Source organism: Pseudomonas sp. GW821-FHT07B01 (assembly GCF_059419065.1).
This window is the reverse complement of record NZ_JBWKRA010000003.1, coordinates 152,157-171,705: the sequence shown is the minus strand read 5'-3', so window position 1 is coordinate 171,705 and position 19,549 is coordinate 152,157. Positions and strand designations below refer to the sequence as shown.

Genomic DNA, 19,549 nt, shown 5'->3' with positions numbered 1-19,549 from the left:
TAGCAACCGAGTGATCGACGAAATCTATGGGCTTTTGACTGGGGTTTTTATTCGACTTTTATTATTTTATCTTTTTGATTTTTAAAACAATTTATCGTGATAGAGCATGTCGATGAAGTGGTCATTATTTGTGATTAGACAGGCTGTTTATGCACGGCATAGGCTAAATGCGTAACTCGATGTTGGACCCTTAAAACCGGTCGACGTGAACCCGGTTTAGTGGGCTTTAAACCGATTTGCGTTTTGCAGTGCCTGAAAAATAATCATCAATAAGGGCTTTAGTTAGGCCCGCGCCTACGTGTGAAGTCTTGGAGAATTACCATGAGCGAAGTTGAACGTTATAAACCGTACAAGGGGGCGGCCGCAGGTTGGGGCGCGCTGATTGCGGTGACGCAAAGCTGGCTGGGCAGTGAAAACGCGTTCAAGAACATCCGCGCGATGCTCAAGACCAACCAGAATGGCGGTTTTGACTGCCCGGGTTGTGCATGGGGCGAATCGCCGGAAGGCGGCATGGTCAAGTTCTGCGAGAACGGCGCCAAGGCGGTGAACTGGGAAGCCACCGGGCGCCTGGTCAACCCGGCGTTCTTCAACAAATACACGGTGTCGTCGCTGGCGGCGCAAAGTGACTATTGGCTCGAATACCAGGGGCGCCTGACCCATCCGATGCGCTACGACGCCTCGCTGGATCGTTATGTCGAAACCAGTTGGGACGACGCCTTTGCCCTGATCGCCAAGCACCTGAAGGAACTGGAGTCGCCGGACCAGGCGGAGTTCTATACCTCGGGCCGGGCCAGTAACGAAGCGGCGTATCTGTACCAGCTGTTCGTGCGCGCCTACGGCACCAACAACTTCCCCGACTGTTCGAACATGTGCCACGAAGCGAGCGGCCTGGGCATGGACGACAGTGTCGGCGTGGGCAAAGGCACGGTGACGTTTGATGACCTGGGGGAAGCCGACGCGATTTTCGTTATCGGCCAGAACCCCGGTACCAACCACCCACGCATGCTTGAGCCACTGCGCGAGGCGGTGAAGCGCGGCGCCCAGGTGATCTGTTTCAACCCACTCAAAGAGCGTGGGCTGGAACGTTTCCAACACCCGCAGCATCCGCTGGAGATGCTCACCAACGGTTCCGAACCCACCTCGTCGGCGTACTTTCGTCCGGCGCTGGGCGGCGACATGGCGGCCTTTCGAGGCATCGCCAAGTTCCTGCTGGAATGGGAGCGTGATGCCCTGGAAAACAATGGCGAGGCGGTGTTCGACCGCACATTCATTGCCGAACACACCTCGGGTCTCGAACAGTACCTGGCACAGGTCGACGCCACCTCGTGGGAGCATATCGTCGAGCAATCGGGCCTTAGCCTTGCCGACATCGAGCTGGCGGCGCGCATGTACCGCCGCGCCAACCGGGTGATCATGTGCTGGGCGATGGGCGTGACCCAGCATGTGCACTCGGTGGTGACCGTACAGGAAATCATCAACGTGCAACTGTTGCGCGGCAATATCGGCCGGCCAGGCGCAGGGCTGTCGCCGGTGCGTGGGCACAGTAACGTGCAGGGCGACCGCACCATGGGCATCAACGAGCTGGCGCCACCGGAGCTGATCGATGCGCTGGAAGCGCGCTTTGACTTTAAGGTACCGCGCCGCCATGGTCACAACACTGTGATGGCGATTGCCGCCATGGAACAGGGGCTCGCCAAAGTCTTCATCGGCCTGGGTGGCAATTTTGCCCAAGCGACGCCGGACACCCCACGCACCCATGCGGCATTGCGCAAGTGCGACCTGACCGTGCATATCGCTACCAAGCTCAATCGCAGCCACCTGGTGACCGGCCGCGAAGCCTTGATCCTGCCGTGCCTGGGCCGTACCGATATCGACATTCAGGCCGAGGGCCCGCAAGGCGTGACCGTGGAAGACACCTTCAGCATGGTGCACATCTCCCACGGCCAACTGAAACCCAAGTCGCCTTTGATGCGCTCTGAACCGGCCATCATCGCCGGGATCGCCAATGCGACCCTGGGCAAGCACCCCATTGACTGGCTGTGGACGGTGGCCGACTACGGCCGCATCCGTGACTTGATCGCCGACACCATTCCCGGCTTCAAGGACTTCAACACAAAACTGCTGCACCCGGGCGGCTTCCACCTGCGCAACAACGCCTCGCACCGCATCTGGCATACCAACAGCGGTAAAGCGCAGTTTGCTCCGAGCGAGTTGCCCGCCCACCTGGTCAGCGAAGGCGTACGCAACCTCGACGTCAAGCCGGACCTGATTCTGCAGACCATGCGTTCCCACGACCAGTACAACACCACGTTGTACGGGCTCGATGACCGCTATCGCGGCGTGTATGGCATGCGCGACGTGGTGTTCGTCAATGAGCAGGACATTCGCAAACTGGGTTACGAGCCTGGGCAGAAGGTCGACATGGTGTCGTTGTGGGGCGACGGGCGCGAGCGTCGGGTCAGCGGCTTTACGTTGATCGCCTACGACATTCCGCCTGGCCAGGCTGCCGCCTATTACCCGGAAACCAACCCTCTGGTGCCCCTGGAAAGCTATGGCGACCGCACCTTCACACCCACGTCGAAGTTCATCGCCATTCGCCTTGAACCTGCGCCGGCCAGCAACCTGATTCAGTCACTCGGCGCTTGAGCCGGGCGGGGCGGCCGGCAGGTCGCCCTGGGTTTTGCTGATCACTGGACACTATGAGGGTACCGTCATGCTAAATCTCGAGGCGCTCGACCTGGCGCGAATTCAGTTCGCGTTCACGGTCTCGTTTCACATCATCTTTCCCGCCATCACCATCGGCCTGGCCAGTTTCCTGGCTGTGCTGGAAGGCTTGTGGCTGAAAACCGACAATCCGGTCTACAAGGATCTGTATCACTTCTGGTCGAAAATCTTCGCCGTCAACTTCGGTATGGGCGTTGTTTCGGGCCTGGTCATGGCGTACGAATTCGGCACCAACTGGAGCCGCTTCTCGGACTTCGCCGGGAGTATCACCGGGCCCTTGCTCACCTATGAAGTGCTGACGGCATTCTTCCTGGAAGCGGGCTTCTTGGGGGTCATGCTGTTTGGCTGGAACCGGGTCGGGCGTGGGTTGCACTTCTTTGCCACCGTGATGGTCGCCATCGGTACGTTGATCTCGACGTTCTGGATTCTGGCCTCCAACAGCTGGATGCAAACTCCCCAGGGCTTTTCCATCGTCGATGGCCGGGTGATGCCGCTGGACTGGTTCGCCATCGTCTTCAACCCGTCGTTCCCGTTCCGCCTGACGCACATGGCAATCGCTGCGTTTGTCGCCACGGCGTTCTTCGTCGGTTCCTCGGCGGCCTGGCACCTGCTGCGTAAAAACGACACCCCGGCAGTGCGCAAGATGCTCTCGATGGCGTTGTGGATGGCATTGATCGTGGCACCGATCCAGGCGGTCGTCGGTGATGCCCATGGCCTGAACACCCTGGAGCATCAACCGGCAAAAATCGCCGCGATTGAAGGGCATTGGGAAAACGTCGGTGACGGCGCGACGCCGCTGGTGTTGTTCGGGATCCCTGACATGGAGGCCGAAAAGACCCGCTACGCGATCGAGGTCCCGTACCTGGGCAGCCTGATCCTGACCCACAGCCTGGACAAACAGATCCCGGCGCTCAAGAGCTTCCCTAAAGAGGACCGACCGAACTCGACCATCATTTTCTTCAGTTTCCGGATCATGGCCGGGCTGGGGATGTTGATGATCCTCACCGGGATACTGGGCTTGGCATTGCGCCGTAATGGCGCGCTGTATCGCAATCGCCTGTTCCTGCGCCTGGTGTTGTTCATGGGGCCGACCGGCCTGATCGCGATGCTCGCCGGCTGGATCACCACCGAAGTCGGACGCCAGCCATGGGTGGTCTACGGGCTGATGCGCACCGCCGACGCGGCGTCCAACCATACCGTCACGCAGCTGAGCATCTCTCTGGCGTTGTTCGTGGTGATCTACTTCTCGGTGTTTGCCGTGGGGATCGGCTACATGATGAAGCTGGTACGCAAGGGCCCGCAGCCCCATCACGACCATCCGCCCCAAGGCGGCCCCGGCCAGGACCGTACGCCACGTCGTCCCCTGTCCGCCGTTACCGAGACGCTCGCGTCCGGCGACCACACCAACTGATCGAGGGGATTGCACATGGGCATTCAAGGTATAGACCTGTCGTTGATATGGGGCGTGATCATTGCCTTCGGGGTGATGATGTACGTAATCATGGACGGCTTCGACCTGGGGTTGGGCATCCTGTTTCCGTTGATCCCGGACGAGCAGGAGCGCGACGTGATGATGAACACCGTGGCGCCGGTATGGGACGGCAACGAGACGTGGCTGATTCTGGGCGGCGCGGCGTTGTATGGCGCGTTTCCGCTGGCGTACTCAGTGATCCTGGAAGCGTTGTACCTGCCGCTGATCTTCATGCTGGCCGGGCTGATCTTTCGCGGCGTGGCGTTTGAATTCCGCTTCAAGGCCAGCCCGCAGAAGCGGCACATTTGGGACATGGCGTTTATCGGCGGCTCGTTCCTGGCGACCTTTTGCCAGGGCGTGGTGATCGGCACCTACATTGCCGGCATACCGGTGGTAAATCGCCAGTTTGCCGGCGGCACCCTGGACTGGTTGTCTCCGTTCCCGCTGTTCTGCGGCGTAGGGCTGGTGGTGGCGTACGCCCTGCTGGGCAGCACCTGGTTGCTGGTCAAGACCGAAGGCATGCTGGAATCGCGGATGCGCCTGTTCAGCCATTACCTGGCCTTCGCCCTGATGGCCGTGGTGGCCGTACTGTGTGTGTGGACCCCCTGGCTGCACCCGGAAATCGCCACGCGCTGGTTCACCCACGCACACATAGTGGTGTTCGGCGGGCTGTTGCTGCTCGGCGTACTGGCCCTGGTCGGGCTATTGAAGACCTTGCGTCAACACCATTCCCACTGGCCGTTCGTGTTCACCCTGATGCTGGTCTTCCTCGGCTATATCGGTCTGGCGTTCAGCATCTGGCCGAACATCGTACCGCCGTCCATCAGCCTGTGGGACGCCGCATCACCACCGTCCAGCCAGCTGTTTATCCTGATCGGCACCCTGTTCATCCTGCCGATCATCCTGATGTACACCTGCTGGAGCTACTACGTCTTCCGTGGAAAAGTGAGGATTGGCGATGGTTACCACTAACGCTGAAAAACCGATGCCGTTTTACAAACAGGTGGCGCAGTTAAGCCTGCTGTTTTGCACGGCACTGATCATGCTGGCCGCCGCGACGGCCCTGACAATGGAAATGGCCCATGGAACGCTATGAAGTGTCACAGGCTCAAAATCAGGCAGGCCCCTGGTACAAACGGGTGTGTTGGCTGATCGCTATTTGGCTCGCCAGTGTGGTTGCACTCGGCATTGTGGCCAGTGGTATTCGAGGGATCATGCACATGGCCGGCATGAGTAGCCATTGACGGGGTATTTTACCTAACAAACGTCCGGCGCTGAACGTGGCGCCGGATCAAGGAGAGACGTATGTCAGAACGTATTGATAGAGACCATCCTGTTGAATATGTGACAAAAAGTGGTGTCACCGTGATGATTGGCTTCAGCTGGGGCCAGGCACTGGATATTCCTGTGGGTGCCCGGTTGACCTTGCCAGGCGAGGATGCCCGACCTGCCTTTGTGGAGGGAGACCATTGGGAGAGTTATGAGCAGGCGGTTGAAGGGGCGCAAGAAGCGGCAGAGCGGTGGGTGAGATCTCCGCTTCGATGAAAGGGCTTATGGGGCTGGCGTGGTGGTGGGGTGAACTGCGCCTGGCCTTGTAAGCGTCACTGGATTTCAGGCACAAAAAAAAGACGTCTTTGGACGTCTTTTTTTATGGATGCTTACTATTTTTGCGTTTGCGTACCCGCCGTGAATACCAAAGTCTCCAGCAACCACTCACCCTCAGGGCTTTCCCGGCCAAACAGGGAGAGGATGTTTCAAGTGGTTCAGCGGTTCAGGAACCCCAGCAGGTCTTCATTGAGCTGTTGAGCGTGGGTCACGGCAAACCCGTGCGGCGCATCCTTGTACACTTTCAGTTGTGCGCCCTCGATCATCTGCGCCGCGACTTTGCCGGTGGTGTCGAACGGCACGATCTGGTCGCCGTCGCCATGGATCACCAGGGTCGGTACGTCGATCTTGGCCATGTCCGGGCGGAAGTCGGTTTGCGAGAACGCGGTGACGCAATCCACGGTCGACTTGAGCGAGGCAAGCATGGCGATCTGCAGGGTCTGGCTGAGCACACCCTCTGAAACGTGCTGGCCTTTATTGAGACCGAAGAACGGCGTGTTGAAGTCGCTGATGAACTGCGCACGATCCTTCAACAGGCCGGCCTTGATGCCATCGAACACCTCACCAGGCACGCCTTGGGGGTAGTCGGCTTGCTGGCCGAAGATCGGCGTGACCGCGCCCAACAACACCAGGCCGGCGACACGGGCACTGCCGTGGCGGGCGATGTAGCGCGCCACGTCACCGCCACCCATGGAGAAGCCCACCAGGGTCACGTCCTGCAGGTCCAGGTGTTCGATCAACTGGGCGATATCGTCAGCGAAGGTGTCGTAGTCGTTACCGGTCCAGGGCTGGTCCGAGCGGCCAAAACCACGACGGTCAAAGGCAATGGTGCGAAAGCCACGGCTGCTCAGGTATTCCATCTGGTATTCCCACATGTCCGCATCCAGCGGCCAGCCGTGGCTGAACAGCACGGGCTTACCGCTGCCCCAGTCCTTGAAGTAGATCTGGGTACCGTCTTTGGCAACGAATGTGCTCATCTGAAACTCCTTGCAGGGCTGAAAAAGGGCGGTGAAAAAACCGCATCACTATTGCCGTAAACCTGAGCTCAGGCTTGTATGGGTGTGCTTGTCTCACCAACTGAACTTGAGCTCCATGCCCAGGTAATTGCTGTCGTGCCCACCGGCATCGCGCAGGGTCTGGCCGATCGCGTAGTGCACGGCCTCGACCGCACCGCTGAGGTTGGGCGTAAAGGCGTAGTCGGTGCGCAGTTGGCCGTAGGCGCCGGTCCAGCGCTCACCTTGGCCCGCCGTGCCAGCCACGGGCAGGTTGGGCTGGGTGTAGACGGCGTCTGCGGTGGTCTGCCGCCACAGCAGGCCGACAGCGGTTTGCACGCTGAGCTTGGCGAGGGGCTTGACGGTAATCGACGGCTTGACGTGGATCAGGTTGCTGTAGCCGGTATAGCCCGCCAGGGAAAAGTAATAGCCATTGGGGAACAGCGGGTTGAAGGTGCCGACCCGGCCGTCACCGGCCTGGCGGTCACCGGAAGCGATATCCAGTTGCAGGCCGATACGCGGCTTCCAGGCCAGCGTGTCAAAGGTGTAGCCGGTGCGGCTGCCACCGGCCCAGGCGCGAATCGTCTTGCTGCCCACCGAGCCGCGTTGCAGCATGGCTTCGACGTCCCAGTCGAAACCCTGGGCTGCGCCACCGAGGCGGGCGTCCAGCAACTGGCGCGTCTCTTCGCCATCGGCGTCCAGGTAATGGGCGGCACTGCGCTCGTACACGCCGTAATAGGCCGACAGCTCATTGGTGCCGCCCACCAGTCGCTCGACCCGTAGCATGTGGAAGCGCGCATCGCTGTTGGACTTATCGTCGAAATGCCGGCCATCCTGGTACTGCACCGGTTGGCTGGCGATCCCGATGAAGCGCCATTGCGGCGTTTCCCAGTCCGCCCACAACGCATCGAAGGACTGCCGCACATTCGGGCCGTCCCGTGACGAGATGAAACGCTGCAAGTCGAAGGCGAAATCCTGACGGCCAGCCCGTGCCTTGAAGGTGCCAGCGTTGAAGGACTTCACGTATTCGGCAAAGGCCAGGCGCAGGTCGACGCGGTTCTGGTCGGCACCGCCAATCGTGGTCTTGTCATAGGCCCGCACATCTTCCAACTGGGTGAACAGCCGCCAGTGTTCGTTCAGGTGCAAGTCGGCGTGCACCTGAAAGCGCTGGATCAGGTAGCGGTCACGCGGTACATCCCGCACGCCGAACCCGCTGGCGTCGTTCATCTCGAAGCGTTCACGCAAGGTGGCGCCCAACGATAAGTAGGTGAACGGGTTGGCGGCGGACAGTGGGATGTACTTGAGGTTGTCCAGCGGTTGCGTGCGCAATGCCGGGTCCTTGAGCACAGACCAGTCTTCCTGCCAGCGGTTGGCCTTGATCGCCGGGCGTACCGGCTGGTCGTCGGCCTGCACGCTGCCGGTAAGCAACGGCCACAGCACAGCCAGGCTCCAGCCTGCGTGACGAATCATTTTGCCGCGCTGAGTTGGTGGATTTCTGCGACATAACCACCCGGGAACTCCACCAACGCACTGCGCCGACCTTTGCTGTCGAATGCCGGCACCAGTACTTTGGCGCCAGACCCGCTGGCCTTGCCCAGAGTGGCGGCAAGGTCGTTGACCTGATAACCGGTGGTGTCGTGGCCGAACGGGTAGGGCAGTTGGCCATTGGTGACCAGCACCGCCATGCGCCCGAACGGCGATTCGATATCAACGCGGCGGTAGTGGCCGCCGGCTTGGCCGACATCAACCCCTGGGGCGTGCTTGTCGTCGCTCACTACCTTGCCGTGGGAGAAACCTAGGAACGCCTTGATAAACCGCTCGGCGCTGTCGTTGGACACATACACACGGTTTTCCGGCACGGTTTCGAAGGCGGTGTAATCCGGGGTCTTGGTGTGCCAGTAGAGCTGCATGTTCACACCGCCCGGCCATTGCACCACGGCGTCACGGCCGATGGGGTCGGGGAAATCGCTGACGATCACATCGGCGCCATTGTCCCGCGCGGCCTTGAGGGCTACGTCCATGTCCTTGACCAGATAGCCGTTGCGTTCCTGGCCGAACGGGTGAGGCACGGGGGTGGTAAAACCGAACAACGACACGGTGCCCGCCGGGGTCTGGAGCAATTGCGAGGTGGTGCTGCTCGGCACCGGCAGCACGTTGACCACGACCTGGGGCGTGCTTTTGCCGCCGAAGGTGGCGAGGAAACTCTGGGTAAAACGGTCCACATCGGCCGGTGCCACATACACATGGCTGGTGTCGTACTGCGGCGCCACGGCCACGTTCGGGGTGGCGGCAAACGCGCTGTTCATCATCGTACTTGCCAGCAGCGTCAATGCCAGCGATACCTTGGTTGCTGTGTTACCCATGCCCGTTCTCCAGCGCTTCTGAGGGTTCGAAAGCCGTGAGGTTAGGGGGGGCAGGGCGGTGGGGAATTGTATGGACGTGCTCGGTTGAACGTTTCAGCTACGCGGCCCAGACAGCCGATGCCTATCTGCCTGACGCCCCGCAATCCAAATGTGAGAGTTAACTTGCCTCTACCTGATACCCCACGATCCAATTGTGGGAGCTGGCTTGCCTGCGAAGAGGCCATTATTCCACCCGAGTTTCCCCGGTGAACACCAAGGTTTGCCGACACCGCCGACACAAATACCGCCGCCCTTGGTTGACCAACCCATGGCGCTGCGGTGAAAACGGAAAATCACTGTCCGCACACGGGCAGCGGTAGATATAACGAGTCACTTGTCGGCGCTTGACCTCGTAGGTGTGGCAACGGTCGGGCGGCAGTTCGTAAACCCCGCGCATGATCAGTTGCCATTCCTCGCCATGGGGCTGAATACGCTCGCCAAACAATTGGTGGGCAATCAGGTGCGCCACTTCGTGCGCCACGGTCTGCTTGAGAAAGTGTTGGCTGTTTTCACGGTACAACTGAGGGTTGAAGCGCAGCAGGTTCTCGTGCAAATGCGCGACACCGGCTTTCTGCCCCCGCAGCTTGAGGCTGACCTGGGGGCGTTTGAAGCTTCGTTTGAAAAAGGATTCGGCTTGCAGGAAACAATCTTCGACGCGGGTATTGAGTTGCTCGGGCATGCTGTACATATCTCCAGAGACGCCCAGTATGCCGCAAAGCTGGGTGTTTCCGAATCTGTCAGGCGCCGAATGGTCATGCATAATGCACAAAGCCACCTTGCGGTGGCCTTGCCTGCGGGTTTTTTCGTTCAACTGGTGTAGATCGGCCCGACGCCCAGGCCCCAGACGATCACGGTAAAGGCCATGATCGCCACCAGCACCACCAGGCCCACGGCCAATACCGAACTGGAAAACAGGAAGCCTTCATCCGGGTCGATACTCATGAAGGTCGGCAGCCCCACATACAGCAGGTAGACCGTGTAGCAAATCGCCGCCGTGCCCACGACCATGCCCAGCCACATATGCGGGTAGAGCGCCGCCAGCCCGCCGATAAACAAGGGTGTGGCAGTGTAAGTGGCAAACGCCACGCAGCGGGCCATGCTTGGGCTGGCGTCGTAGGTGCGGGCCATCCAGTGAATGAATGCGCCCATCACCGCCACGCCGCACAGCATGGCCGCGTAGGACATGAGGGTCATCCACAGCGCGCTTTCCTGGGTCAGCATCACCGGGGCACGGTTGCCGATGACCCAGCCGACCTGAGTGGTGCCAATAAAGGCGGAAATGGCGGGGATCGCCGCGAGAATCAGGGTATGAGTGAGGTACATGTGGCTGATGCTTTCTTCTTTATCGCCACGGATTTCCCGCCATTCCTGGTCGGGATGGGTAAACAGCCCCACGACGTGATGGATCATGCCAGTCACTCCTGTCGTTATTACCATCGCCCCCCATCGGAGCGCCCACGGGCCAAATGGCCTGAAAGGTCTGGATAGATGTGCGACCTCAAGTCGCAGTATAGAAAGGGATGACCGGAATAACCGTAGGGCCTTTAGAGCAAATTGCGCTGTAAACAATCACGCTAATCGCGGTGCGGTCTGTCAGGATTCATGGGATCCAGTGTGGGAGCTGGCTTGCCTGCGATGGCGGCCTGTCCGGACCAGAGATGTTGACTGGCACACCGCTATCGCAGGCAAGCCAGCTCCCACATTGGAACTCGGCGAGTCTTACCGGTAAAATGCTGCGCTTTTCGTCACACACCTTTGCGGATCCAAGCGCCATGGGCACTCTTACAGTCAACCAGAACAAACTGCAAAAACGCCTGCGTCGCCTGGCCGGTGAAGCGGTCGCCGATTTCAACATGATCGAGGATGGCGACAAGGTCATGGTCTGCCTCTCCGGCGGCAAAGACAGCTACACCATGCTCGACGTGTTGCTGCACCTGCAAAAGGTCGCGCCGATCAAGTTCGAGATCGTGGCGGTCAACATGGACCAGAAACAACCCGGTTTCCCTGAGCATGTGCTGCCGGCCTATCTGAAAGAACTGGGCGTCGAGTACCACATCGTCGAGAAAGACACCTACTCGGTGGTCAAGGAATTGATCCCGGAAGGCAAGACCACCTGCTCGCTGTGCTCGCGCCTGCGCCGCGGCACGCTCTATACCTTTGCCGATGAGATCGGCGCGACCAAGATGGCCCTGGGTCATCACCGCGATGACATCGTCGAAACCTTCTTCCTCAATATGTTCTTCAACGGCTCGCTCAAGGCCATGCCGCCCAAGCTGCGTGCCGATGATGGGCGCAACGTGGTGATCCGCCCGCTGGCGTATTGCAACGAGAAGGACATCCAGGCTTACTCCGATTTCAAGCAATTCCCGATCATCCCGTGCAACCTGTGCGGCTCCCAGGAAAACCTGCAGCGCCAGGTGGTCAAGGAGATGCTGGTGGACTGGGAGCGCAAGACCCCTGGGCGTACCGAAAGTATCTTCCGCAGCCTGCAAAACGTGATCCCGTCGCAATTGGCCGACCGCAACCTGTTCGACTTCACCAGCTTGAAAATCGATGAGACCGCCGCATCGCGTTTCGTCAATGTAGTGAACCTCTGAGTCTTCCCGAGGCTCTAGTACACGGCGCTTGCGGGCGCCGTTTTCAATTCGACTGACAGGAGAGGGCATGCGCGATTACAAGTGGCTGCACGAATATTGTCTGAACCGCTTCGGTTCGGCGGCCCAGTTGGAAGCCCATCTGCCGGTGCCCAAGACCCCGGCGCAATTGCGCAAGATCACCGATGACCGTTACCTGTCGACCTTGGCGCTGCGGGTGTTCCGCGCCGGTTTGAAGCACAGCGTGGTCGATGCCAAATGGCCGGCGTTCGAGCAGGTGTTCTTCGGCTTCGACCCGGAAAAAGTCGTGTTGATGGGCGCCGAGCACCTGGAACGGTTGATGCAGGACGCCCGCATCATCCGCCACCTGGGCAAGCTCAAGAGTGTGCCGCGCAATGCGCAGATGATCCTGGATATCGAGCAGGAAAAAGGCAGCTTCGGCGCGTTTATCGCTGATTGGCCGGTGACCGATATCGTCGGGCTCTGGAAGTACTTGAGCAAGCACGGCCACCAACTGGGCGGGCTGTCGGCGCCGCGCTTTCTGCGCATGGTCGGCAAGGACACCTTTGTGCCGAGCGATGACGTGGTAGCAGCGTTGAATGCGCAGAAGATCGTCGACAAGGCCCCGACTAGCCTGCGCGATTTGGCGACGGTGCAGGGCGCCTTCAACCAGTGGCATGCCGAGAGTGGGCGGCCGATGTGTCAGTTGTCGATGATGTTGGCTTACACGGTGAATCATTGATCACCTGATCGTTCCCACGCTCCGTGTGGGATGCATCCTGTGACGCTCCGCGTCACCCTTGCACTAGGCCCGGGACGCAGAGCGTCCTGGGCAGCATTCCCACGCGGAGCGTGGGAACGATCAGTCAATCGGCCAGTCGACGGTTCAACTGATGCCGCCAGCGCACATACAGCAACGCCGTGCAAAACACCGCCAGGCTCGCCAGCATCTCCAGCACCCCAAACCACTGGCGGTTCGGGTCATACGCCGCCAGCGCGCCCTTGATGAAATACAGGTTCACCACAAAGCACATCCACGAATGCCCGCGTGCGCTGCCCATCAGCATGCCTGGCGCAAGTATCAGCAGCGGCACCAGCTCGATCAGCAGGATGACCCACGGGCGCGCCCCATGCAGGTCGGCGACCAACAGGTAATACGCGCACAACAAGCCCACCAGGCCTAAAAACGCCAGCAGGCTCAGCGTGCGTGTCACCTTGACCCGCGGCGCCAGCCATTCCCGCGTTGGCAGAACCTTAGGCTTCCTGGCCACGGCCGTTCTCCAACAGCGTGGCGGTCTTGGCCAGGCGCAGGCCCAAGGCCCGGCACAGGGTGATTTCATGTTGATCGAGCATACGCTTGCCGTCTGGCCCGGAATGGTGGCTGGCGCCATACGGCGTGCCGCCTCCCTGGGTGTCGAGCAGTGCCTGCTCGCTGTAGGGCAGGCCGGTGATCAGCATGCCGTGGTGCAGCAGCGGCAGCAGCATCGACATCAGCGTGGTTTCCTGGCCGCCATGCAGGCTGGCGGTGGAGGTGAACACGCCGGCCGGCTTGCCGACCAAAGCGCCGGTGAGCCACAGGTTGCTGGTGCCATCGAGGAAGTACTTGAGCGGCGCGGCCATGTTGCCAAACCGGGTCGGGCTGCCCAGGGCCAGGCCCGAGCAGTGCTTCAGGTCGTCCAGGCTGGCATACAGCGCGCCTTCGTCGGGAATGCTCGGCGCCACGGCTTCGCACTCGGTGGAGATCGCCGGCACGGTGCGCAACCGCGCTTCCATGCCGCCTTGCTCGATACCGCGGGCAATCTGCCGGGCCATCTCGCTCACCGAGCCGTTGCGGCTGTAATACAACACCAGCACATAGGGCGTAGTCACGGCAGGATCTCCAGCACGTTCTCGGGCGGGCGGCCAATGATGGCTTTATCGGCGGTTGCCAGGATCGGGCGTTCCATCAGCTTGGGATGGGCTGCGATGGCGGCGATCAGTTGGGTGTCGCTGAGGCTGGCGTCTGCCAGGTTCAGGGTTTTGTATTCGTCTTCGCCGGTGCGCAGCAGTTGGCGTGCGCTGATCCCCAGTTTTTTCAGCAGGGCCTCGATTTGCGCGGCATCCAGAGGGGTTTCCAGGTAGCGCACGACGGTCGGGGTGAGGCCGCGGGCTTCCAGCAGTTCCAGCGCACCGCGGGATTTCGAGCAGCGCGGGTTGTGATAAAGCGTCAGATCGGTCATGTGCGGGTCGCATCTTGCGTAAGGTGGCGGGTATTCTACCTGCGCTGGCGCCTGTCCTTAAACCGTAAGAGGCGATAGGCCGCAGTCAACGTTCATTTTTGCGAAGGAATACCCCATGACAAGGCGACTGATCGGTGCATTGGCGATCATCACAACCCTGCTGCTCAGCGGCTGCGGTAACGATTACGGCGTTGACCAATATGGCCAGAAAGTGGCGGCCGAACGCCTGGACAAACAGTGGCTGGTGGTCAACTACTGGGCCGAATGGTGTGGCCCGTGCCGCACGGAAATCCCCGAGCTCAATGCCCTGGCAGAACAGTTGAAAGGCCAGAATGTCGGGGTGTTCGGCGTCAACTTCGACAATGTGCAGGGTGAAGAACTGAAGGCCGCCAGCGACAAGCTGGGGATCAAGTTCACGGTACTGGCCCAGAACCCGGACGGGATCTTCGAGATTCCGCGCAGCGAGGCATTGCCGGTGACCTACATCATCGACGACAAGGGCAAGGTGCGTGAGCAGTTGATGGGTGAGCAGACAGCGGAAGGGGTGTTGGCCAAGCTCAAGGCGCTGAAAGGCTAGAACTATGGGAGCTGGCTTGCCTGCGATGGCATCGCTGCGGTGTACCTGATACACCGCGTCGTCCGCATCGCAGGCAATCCAACTCCCACAGAGCCAGAGGACACCGCGTTAGTACAGGAGAGTGCGCCTAGGTCAGCCTTCTTCGAGCCACAAACGGATCGGCTTGCCTTCGGCCGGCCAGAACCGCGTCTGCTCGAGCGGCGATATGTCCCAGCGCTGCACGCCTTGCAGGGCCTGGAAGAAGCGATGCTCTTGCTCCATCAGGGCCTCGGCGCACATTTTTCGGGTGCTGCCGACCGGGCCGAAGCTGAGCTTGTCGCCTTCGACCGTGTACGGCGCAAACCAGTGGTTACAGCCACCATTGCCATAGGCGCGGCCATCGGCGCCCAGGGTGACGGTAAGGTGCGCATAGTCCATCAGCGGCCGCTCACCGATCCATTCCACCACGTAGCTGTGGTCGCGCTCGAGCTTGGCGCCATCGGCAGCGCAGCCTGCCAGGCCCATGCCGATGGCGGCGAGCAGCAGCCGACCTTTCATTGCGCGGCCTGCTGGCATTTCGGGCAACGGTGCTTGTCGCCTTCGCTGGCCCAGCCCAGTTCTTTGATACGCGCGTTGGCGGCCGGTTGCAGCGGTGCCTTGGTCAGCTTGGTTTCTACCGCGAATTCAAACTCCAGCACGGCGTCGCAGCTGTCGCAATTGACCTTCCAGGTGTGGATCTCGAGTTCGCCGAACTTCGGCCCTTGGGCCATGGCGACCCACTGGCCCGCCGGGCGGATGGAGTAGCGTGCGTCACCTTCGACGGTGAGTCGCATCGACAGGGTTTTACTGCCGCGCAGGCTGACGATCAGGACGTCGCCATGTTTGATCGAACCACCGTTGCCGGTGACCTGGTAACGGCCCGGCACCAGGGCACGGCATTCGATCAGGGTGTGTTGCGGGCTCAGCAAGCTGAAGCGGAAATCGTGTTCGGCCATGGATCCTCCAAATAGGCGCGGCATCCTATCACGGCTGCCGGCCTATCATGAGCCTGGTATGTGACCGCTGATCATCCCTCGACCAGGTTCTGGGCGCGGCCATCGGCCCACGCGGCAATGTTGGCCAATGTGGTGCCGGCAATCGCCGCCAGGGCTTCACGGGTGAGGAAGGCCTGGTGCGCGGTGATGATCACGTTGGGGAAGGTCAGCAGGCGGGCAAGCACGTCATCCTGCAGGGGCAGGTCCGAGCGGTCCTCGAAAAACAATTGGGCTTCTTCTTCGTAGACGTCCAGCCCCAGATAGCCCAACTGGCCCAGCTTGAGCGCTTCGATCAGTGCCGGCGTATCGACCAGGCCACCGCGCCCGGTGTTGATCAGCATCGCACCGGTTTGCATCTGCGCGAGCGAGCGGGCGTTGATCAGGTGTTTGCTGTCGGCGGTGAGCGGGCAGTGCAGGCTGATGATTTGCGCCTCGGCCAACAGTTCAGGCAGGCTCACGTAGCGGGCCCCGAGGTCCTGCACCTGTGGGTTGGGGAAGGGATCGTAGGCCAGCAACTGGCAGCCGAAGCCGGCCATGATCTTGGCGAAGGTCGCGCCGATCTGACCGGTGCCGACCACGCCGACCGTTTTGCCGACCAGATCAAAACCGGTCAGCCCGTGCAGGCTGAAATCACCGTCGCGGGTACGGTTGTAGGCACGGTGCAGGCGACGGTTGAGGGCCAGGATCAGGGCGACGGCATGCTCGGCCACTGCGTGGGGCGAATAGGCGGGCACGCGCACGATGGTCAGGCCCAGGCGCTGGGCGGCGGGTAAGTCGACGTGGTTGTAGCCCGCCGAGCGCAGGGCAATCAGGCGTGTGCCGCCCTTGGCCAGTTGCTCCAGCACGGGGGCGCTGAGGTCGTCGTTGATGAAGGCGCAGACCACCTCGTGGTGTTCGGCCAGGGCCACGGTATCGAGGTTGAGCCGGGCGGGTTGGAATTGCAGTTCCAGGCCAGCCGGCAGCGGTTCGCCGAGGAAACTCTCGCGGTCGTAGGTTTGGCTGCTGAAGAGAATGACGCGCATTGAGAAGGCTCCCTGCAATTTACACATTGTTGATTCGTTGCCCATGAAAACAGGGTCAGGCGCTGACTCTGGCTTCACTGGCCAGCCGCGCAATCGCCATGTCCAGTTCGTCCAGCGCGGCCATGGCCTTGGCGTCATCCTGCTTGAGCAGGGTTTCGGCGCGTTGGCAGGCTGCGCGTAATTGCGGCACGCCACAGTAGCGGGTGGCGCCGTGCAAACGGTGCACGCGCTCGATCAAGGCATGGTTGTCATTGGCTTCGCGGGCGTGGGTAATTGCCAGGCGATCAGCCTCCAGGGAGGCCAGCAGCATGGCGAGCATATCGGCGGCCAGGTCGGCCTTGTTGGCGGCCAGGCGCAGGCCTTCTTCGTGGTCGAGTACCAAGAGCTGCACGCCCTGGGCCGCACCTTCATGGGTGCGCTCCGGGCCTTGGTTACGCAGCGCCAGGCCGGTCCATTTCAATACCACCTGGGCCAATTGCCGCTCGCTGATGGGTTTGGTCAGGTAGTCGTCCATACCGCTTTGCAGCAGGGCGCGTTTTTCGTTGGCCATGGCGTGAGCCGTGAGGGCTACCACCGGCAGCGGTGTGCCGTGGCGTTCGCTTTCCCACTGGCGGATCGCCTCGGTGCTCTGATGGCCATCCATGCCGGGCATTTGCACGTCCATCAGCACCAAATCGAACGTTTCCTGCTTCACGGCGTCGACCGCCGCGTAACCGCTTTCCACCGCCTGCACCTTGGCGCCCATGTCTTCCAACAGGGTTTGCACCAGCAACAGGTTGGCCGGGTTGTCGTCCACGCACAGCACCCGTGGCGCACGGCTGGACAACGGCTCACCGGGTTCGCTGCGCGAAGGGCGCGGGCTGATCAGGTCGGCCAGGGAGCGGCGCAACTTGCGCGTACAGGCGGGCTTGGCCTGCAGTTGGCTGTTGGGGTTGGGCACCGATTGGTTGAACAGCATCTGCTCGGTGGTCGGGCACAGCACCAGCACCTTGCAGCCCAGGTGTTCAAGGTCCCACAGGTGTTGGTTGAGGCGCTCGGGCGGAATGTCGTTGGCCGTGACGCCGAGCACCGCCAGGCTGATGGCCTGTTCGGTCTGGTGCGCACTGGTGATGCCGTTGGTCAGGCTTTCCAGGGTATTGAACGGCGTGACTTCCAGGCCGCAGTCTTCCAACTGATGTTGCAGGGCCTGGCGCGCCAGTTCGTGGTTTTCCAGCACGGCCACACGACGCCCCAATAGCGGCGCGGCGGGCAGGTCTTCGACGTCGTCACGGGTCTTGGGCAGGTTCAGGCTGATCCAGAATTCCGAACCTTCACCCGGCGTGCTGTCGACGCCGATTTCGCCGCCCATCTGCTCGATCAACCGCTTGGAAATCACCAAGCCCAAACCGGTGCCGCCGGGCTGGCGCGACAGCGAGTTGTCGGCCTGGCTGAATGCCTGGAACAGGGCGCGCACATCCTGGTTCGACAGGCCAATGCCGGTGTCTTGCACACTGATGCGCAATTGCACGCTGTCTTCCTGCTCGTCCTCGATCATGGCCCGGGCCACAATGGTGCCTTCGCGGGTGAACTTGATCGCATTGCTGATCAGGTTGGTCAGGATCTGCTTGAGCCGCAGCGGGTCGCCCACCAACGCCAGGGGCGTGTCGCGGTACACCAGGCTCACCAGTTCGAGCTGCTTGGCATGGGCGGCGGGGGCGAGGATGGTCAAGGTGTCTTGCAGCAAGTCGCGCAGGTTGAAAGGCACGCTGTCGAGCACCAGTTTGCCGGCTTCAATCTTCGAGAAATCGAGGATTTCGTTGATGATGCCCAGCAGGTTATCCGCAGATTTTTCGATAGTGCCCAGGTAATCCAGCTGGCGCGGCGACAATTCGCTTTTTTGCAGCAAGTGAGTAAAGCCGAGGATGCCGTTGAGCGGTGTGCGGATCTCATGGCTCATGTTGGCCAGGAACTCCGATTTGATACGGCTGGCTTCCAGGGCTTCCTTGCGTGCCAGGTCCAGCTCGATGTTCTGGATCTCGATGGTTTCCAGGTTCTGGCGCACGTCTTCGGTGGCCTGGTCGATGCTGTGTTGCAGCTCTTCCTGAGCATTTTGCAGAGTTTCGGCCATGCGGTTGATGCCAGACGCGAGCTGGTCCAATTCCTGGCTGCCCAAGGGTGGCAAGCGTGTTTCCAGGTTGCCGTCCTTGAGCTGCGCCACCGCTTGCTTGATCTGGCCAATCGGCGAATTGATGGTACGGCTGATACGCAGGGCGAGGGCGGCGGTACACATCAGGCCGATGGCGATCAGCAGAAGGCTGGCGAACAGGCTGCGATAGCCGCGCAACAGCATGCCATTGTGGGACAGCTCGACTTCCACCCACCCCAGCAGGCGGTCGGCCTCATCGGGAATCAACTCGCCCGCCAGGTTGCGATGGCGGCCAAACACCGGCAGTAGATAGCGGGTGGCGTCGTTGCCGGAACGCTGTAACAGTTGCGAGCTGTTGCCGGTGGGTGGCTGGTTGAGCATGGTCGGGCCGGCATGGGCCAGGGACGAGCGGTCTGGCGCCAGGAACGACACGGCGCGCACATCCGGCTGTTCCAGGGACTGGGTGGCGATACGCTCCAGCAGGTCGGTGTCCTTGTGGCCCATGGCTGGGGCCACCAGCGGTGCCAGTTGCTCGGCGATCATTTCGCCGCGTTGCAATAGCTGGGTCTGCAACTCCGACAGCTGCATCCAGGTGAAATAGCCGCCCAACAACAGCGCCATCAGGCTGGTCGGTAATAAGGTCAGCAACAGTACGCGGCCTTTTATCCCCATTCTTCTAAGCACGCCACTCTCCTGCTACCACGTTGTTATCAATCATCCACGCCGGCATCCGGCCAGCGCCACCTGCGCAGTGTAGCCATTTGCGCGGCCTGGAATCTTGCAAATTAATGACATGCGGCAATCT

21 protein-coding genes are annotated in these 19,549 nt (G+C 61.0%); 9 read left to right on the top strand and 12 right to left on the bottom strand.

All coding sequences use genetic code 11. From position 1 onward, the window contains the following. Positions 1-321: 321 nt before the first annotated feature. The 6 genes from AC07S6_RS04980 to AC07S6_RS04955 all read left to right on the top strand — a co-directional run bounded on the left by AC07S6_RS04980 (position 322) and on the right by AC07S6_RS04955 (position 5,740). Entirely contained in the window at positions 322-2,646 is a 2,325-nt protein-coding gene (locus AC07S6_RS04980; protein WP_495111837.1) for an FdhF/YdeP family oxidoreductase, read from the top strand. Between the two features lie 67 nt (positions 2,647-2,713). Beyond that, on the top strand, positions 2,714-4,135 hold the full coding sequence (locus AC07S6_RS04975) for a cytochrome ubiquinol oxidase subunit I (protein WP_072435729.1): 1,422 nt from the start codon (positions 2,714-2,716) through the stop codon (positions 4,133-4,135). 15 nt (positions 4,136-4,150) lie between these two features. After that, positions 4,151-5,167, top strand: coding sequence for a cytochrome d ubiquinol oxidase subunit II (gene cydB / locus AC07S6_RS04970; RefSeq protein ID WP_105226550.1), 1,017 nt, complete (start codon positions 4,151-4,153; stop codon positions 5,165-5,167). Then, positions 5,154-5,291, top strand: a complete 138-nt coding sequence (locus AC07S6_RS04965) for a hypothetical protein (protein ID WP_165861625.1) — start codon at positions 5,154-5,156, stop codon at positions 5,289-5,291. Before cydB ends, AC07S6_RS04965 begins: the two co-directional genes overlap by 14 nt. Continuing rightward, positions 5,278-5,439, top strand: a complete 162-nt coding sequence (locus AC07S6_RS04960; protein WP_072435731.1) for a DUF2474 domain-containing protein — start codon at positions 5,278-5,280, stop codon at positions 5,437-5,439. The genes AC07S6_RS04965 and AC07S6_RS04960 overlap by 14 nt, the downstream gene beginning before the upstream one ends. 61 nt (positions 5,440-5,500) lie before the next feature. Next, positions 5,501-5,740 (top strand): hypothetical protein, encoded by a 240-nt coding sequence (locus tag AC07S6_RS04955; RefSeq protein ID WP_072435732.1) that lies wholly within the window; start codon positions 5,501-5,503, stop codon positions 5,738-5,740. Between the two features lie 218 nt (positions 5,741-5,958). On the opposite strand, the gene AC07S6_RS04950 is transcribed toward AC07S6_RS04955, so the two are convergent. The 5 genes from AC07S6_RS04950 to AC07S6_RS04930 all read right to left on the bottom strand — a co-directional run bounded on the left by AC07S6_RS04950 (position 5,959) and on the right by AC07S6_RS04930 (position 10,604). Then, complete coding sequence (locus AC07S6_RS04950) at positions 5,959-6,777, bottom strand: alpha/beta fold hydrolase (RefSeq protein WP_014718098.1); 819 nt, start codon at positions 6,775-6,777, stop codon at positions 5,959-5,961. Between the two features lie 93 nt (positions 6,778-6,870). Continuing rightward, on the bottom strand, positions 6,871-8,262 hold the full coding sequence (locus AC07S6_RS04945) for an alginate export family protein (protein WP_495111836.1): 1,392 nt from the start codon (positions 8,260-8,262) through the stop codon (positions 6,871-6,873). Beyond that, a complete protein-coding gene (locus AC07S6_RS04940; protein WP_197884135.1) occupies positions 8,259-9,155 on the bottom strand; it encodes a VOC family protein in 897 nt (298 codons plus the stop codon). Before AC07S6_RS04940 ends, AC07S6_RS04945 begins: the two co-directional genes overlap by 4 nt. Before the next feature lie 223 nt (positions 9,156-9,378). Further along, positions 9,379-9,873, bottom strand: a complete 495-nt coding sequence (locus tag AC07S6_RS04935) for a SprT family zinc-dependent metalloprotease (protein ID WP_003192067.1) — start codon at positions 9,871-9,873, stop codon at positions 9,379-9,381. A 128-nt stretch (positions 9,874-10,001) separates the two neighbouring features. Beyond that, on the bottom strand, positions 10,002-10,604 hold the full coding sequence (locus AC07S6_RS04930) for a Yip1 family protein (RefSeq protein ID WP_014718889.1): 603 nt from the start codon (positions 10,602-10,604) through the stop codon (positions 10,002-10,004). A gap of 362 nt (positions 10,605-10,966) precedes the next feature. Here AC07S6_RS04930 and ttcA point away from each other — a divergent pair, with 362 nt between their 5' ends. Next, positions 10,967-11,791: a tRNA 2-thiocytidine(32) synthetase TtcA gene (ttcA, locus tag AC07S6_RS04925; protein WP_014718888.1), complete on the top strand. Its 825-nt coding sequence runs from the start codon at positions 10,967-10,969 to the stop codon at positions 11,789-11,791. Positions 11,792-11,858: 67 nt separating this feature from the next. Further along, complete coding sequence (locus AC07S6_RS04920) at positions 11,859-12,530, top strand: DNA-3-methyladenine glycosylase I (protein ID WP_495111835.1); 672 nt, start codon at positions 11,859-11,861, stop codon at positions 12,528-12,530. A gap of 124 nt (positions 12,531-12,654) precedes the next feature. On the opposite strand, the gene AC07S6_RS04915 is transcribed toward AC07S6_RS04920, so the two are convergent. The 3 genes from AC07S6_RS04915 to arsC are packed head-to-tail and all read right to left on the bottom strand — an operon-like array spanning position 12,655 to position 14,007. Next, positions 12,655-13,059, bottom strand: coding sequence for a DUF2069 domain-containing protein (locus AC07S6_RS04915; protein ID WP_495111834.1), 405 nt, complete (start codon positions 13,057-13,059; stop codon positions 12,655-12,657). Next, the gene (gene wrbA / locus AC07S6_RS04910; RefSeq protein WP_014718885.1) at positions 13,043-13,657 is read right to left on the bottom strand and encodes an NAD(P)H:quinone oxidoreductase; all 615 of its coding nucleotides are present in this window, start codon (positions 13,655-13,657) and stop codon (positions 13,043-13,045) included. The genes AC07S6_RS04915 and wrbA overlap by 17 nt, the downstream gene beginning before the upstream one ends. Next, positions 13,654-14,007, bottom strand: coding sequence for an arsenate reductase (glutaredoxin) (gene arsC / locus AC07S6_RS04905; RefSeq protein ID WP_197881733.1), 354 nt, complete (start codon positions 14,005-14,007; stop codon positions 13,654-13,656). Before arsC ends, wrbA begins: the two co-directional genes overlap by 4 nt. A 115-nt stretch (positions 14,008-14,122) precedes the next feature. On the opposite strand from arsC, the gene AC07S6_RS04900 reads away from it, so the two are divergent. Further along, the gene (locus AC07S6_RS04900; RefSeq protein ID WP_003192057.1) at positions 14,123-14,584 is read left to right on the top strand and encodes a TlpA disulfide reductase family protein; all 462 of its coding nucleotides are present in this window, start codon (positions 14,123-14,125) and stop codon (positions 14,582-14,584) included. Positions 14,585-14,716: 132 nt separating this feature from the next. Here AC07S6_RS04900 and AC07S6_RS04895 read toward each other — a convergent pair whose 3' ends face one another. The 4 genes from AC07S6_RS04895 to AC07S6_RS04880 form a co-directional block, all read right to left on the bottom strand. Then, complete coding sequence (locus AC07S6_RS04895; RefSeq protein WP_034127863.1) at positions 14,717-15,121, bottom strand: META domain-containing protein; 405 nt, start codon at positions 15,119-15,121, stop codon at positions 14,717-14,719. Next, complete coding sequence (locus AC07S6_RS04890; RefSeq protein WP_003192054.1) at positions 15,118-15,558, bottom strand: hypothetical protein; 441 nt, start codon at positions 15,556-15,558, stop codon at positions 15,118-15,120. The genes AC07S6_RS04895 and AC07S6_RS04890 overlap by 4 nt, the downstream gene beginning before the upstream one ends. Before the next feature lie 71 nt (positions 15,559-15,629). Further along, entirely contained in the window at positions 15,630-16,619 is a 990-nt protein-coding gene (locus AC07S6_RS04885; RefSeq protein WP_200648388.1) for a 2-hydroxyacid dehydrogenase, read from the bottom strand. A 55-nt stretch (positions 16,620-16,674) separates the two neighbouring features. After that, on the bottom strand, positions 16,675-19,428 hold the full coding sequence (locus tag AC07S6_RS04880) for a response regulator (protein ID WP_495111833.1): 2,754 nt from the start codon (positions 19,426-19,428) through the stop codon (positions 16,675-16,677). Positions 19,429-19,549: the final 121 nt, after the last annotated feature.

Coding starts and splice junctions, on each gene's coding strand:
- AC07S6_RS04935 (WP_003192067.1), bottom strand. CDS start 9,873: ATGCCCGAGCAACTCAATACCCGCGTCGAAGATTGTTTCCTGCAAGCC.
- AC07S6_RS04885 (WP_200648388.1), bottom strand. CDS start 16,619: ATGCGCGTCATTCTCTTCAGCAGCCAAACCTACGACCGCGAGAGTTTC.
- ttcA (WP_014718888.1), top strand. CDS start 10,967: ATGGGCACTCTTACAGTCAACCAGAACAAACTGCAAAAACGCCTGCGT.
- AC07S6_RS04890 (WP_003192054.1), bottom strand. CDS start 15,558: ATGGCCGAACACGATTTCCGCTTCAGCTTGCTGAGCCCGCAACACACC.
- AC07S6_RS04960 (WP_072435731.1), top strand. CDS start 5,278: ATGGAACGCTATGAAGTGTCACAGGCTCAAAATCAGGCAGGCCCCTGG.
- AC07S6_RS04930 (WP_014718889.1), bottom strand. CDS start 10,604: ATGATCCATCACGTCGTGGGGCTGTTTACCCATCCCGACCAGGAATGG.
- AC07S6_RS04940 (WP_197884135.1), bottom strand. CDS start 9,155: ATGGGTAACACAGCAACCAAGGTATCGCTGGCATTGACGCTGCTGGCA.
- AC07S6_RS04900 (WP_003192057.1), top strand. CDS start 14,123: ATGACAAGGCGACTGATCGGTGCATTGGCGATCATCACAACCCTGCTG.
- AC07S6_RS04950 (WP_014718098.1), bottom strand. CDS start 6,777: ATGAGCACATTCGTTGCCAAAGACGGTACCCAGATCTACTTCAAGGAC.
- arsC (WP_197881733.1), bottom strand. CDS start 14,007: ATGACCGATCTGACGCTTTATCACAACCCGCGCTGCTCGAAATCCCGC.
- AC07S6_RS04955 (WP_072435732.1), top strand. CDS start 5,501: ATGTCAGAACGTATTGATAGAGACCATCCTGTTGAATATGTGACAAAA.
- AC07S6_RS04895 (WP_034127863.1), bottom strand. CDS start 15,121: ATGAAAGGTCGGCTGCTGCTCGCCGCCATCGGCATGGGCCTGGCAGGC.
- cydB (WP_105226550.1), top strand. CDS start 4,151: ATGGGCATTCAAGGTATAGACCTGTCGTTGATATGGGGCGTGATCATT.
- AC07S6_RS04980 (WP_495111837.1), top strand. CDS start 322: ATGAGCGAAGTTGAACGTTATAAACCGTACAAGGGGGCGGCCGCAGGT.
- AC07S6_RS04920 (WP_495111835.1), top strand. CDS start 11,859: ATGCGCGATTACAAGTGGCTGCACGAATATTGTCTGAACCGCTTCGGT.
- AC07S6_RS04975 (WP_072435729.1), top strand. CDS start 2,714: ATGCTAAATCTCGAGGCGCTCGACCTGGCGCGAATTCAGTTCGCGTTC.
- AC07S6_RS04965 (WP_165861625.1), top strand. CDS start 5,154: ATGGTTACCACTAACGCTGAAAAACCGATGCCGTTTTACAAACAGGTG.
- AC07S6_RS04945 (WP_495111836.1), bottom strand. CDS start 8,262: ATGATTCGTCACGCAGGCTGGAGCCTGGCTGTGCTGTGGCCGTTGCTT.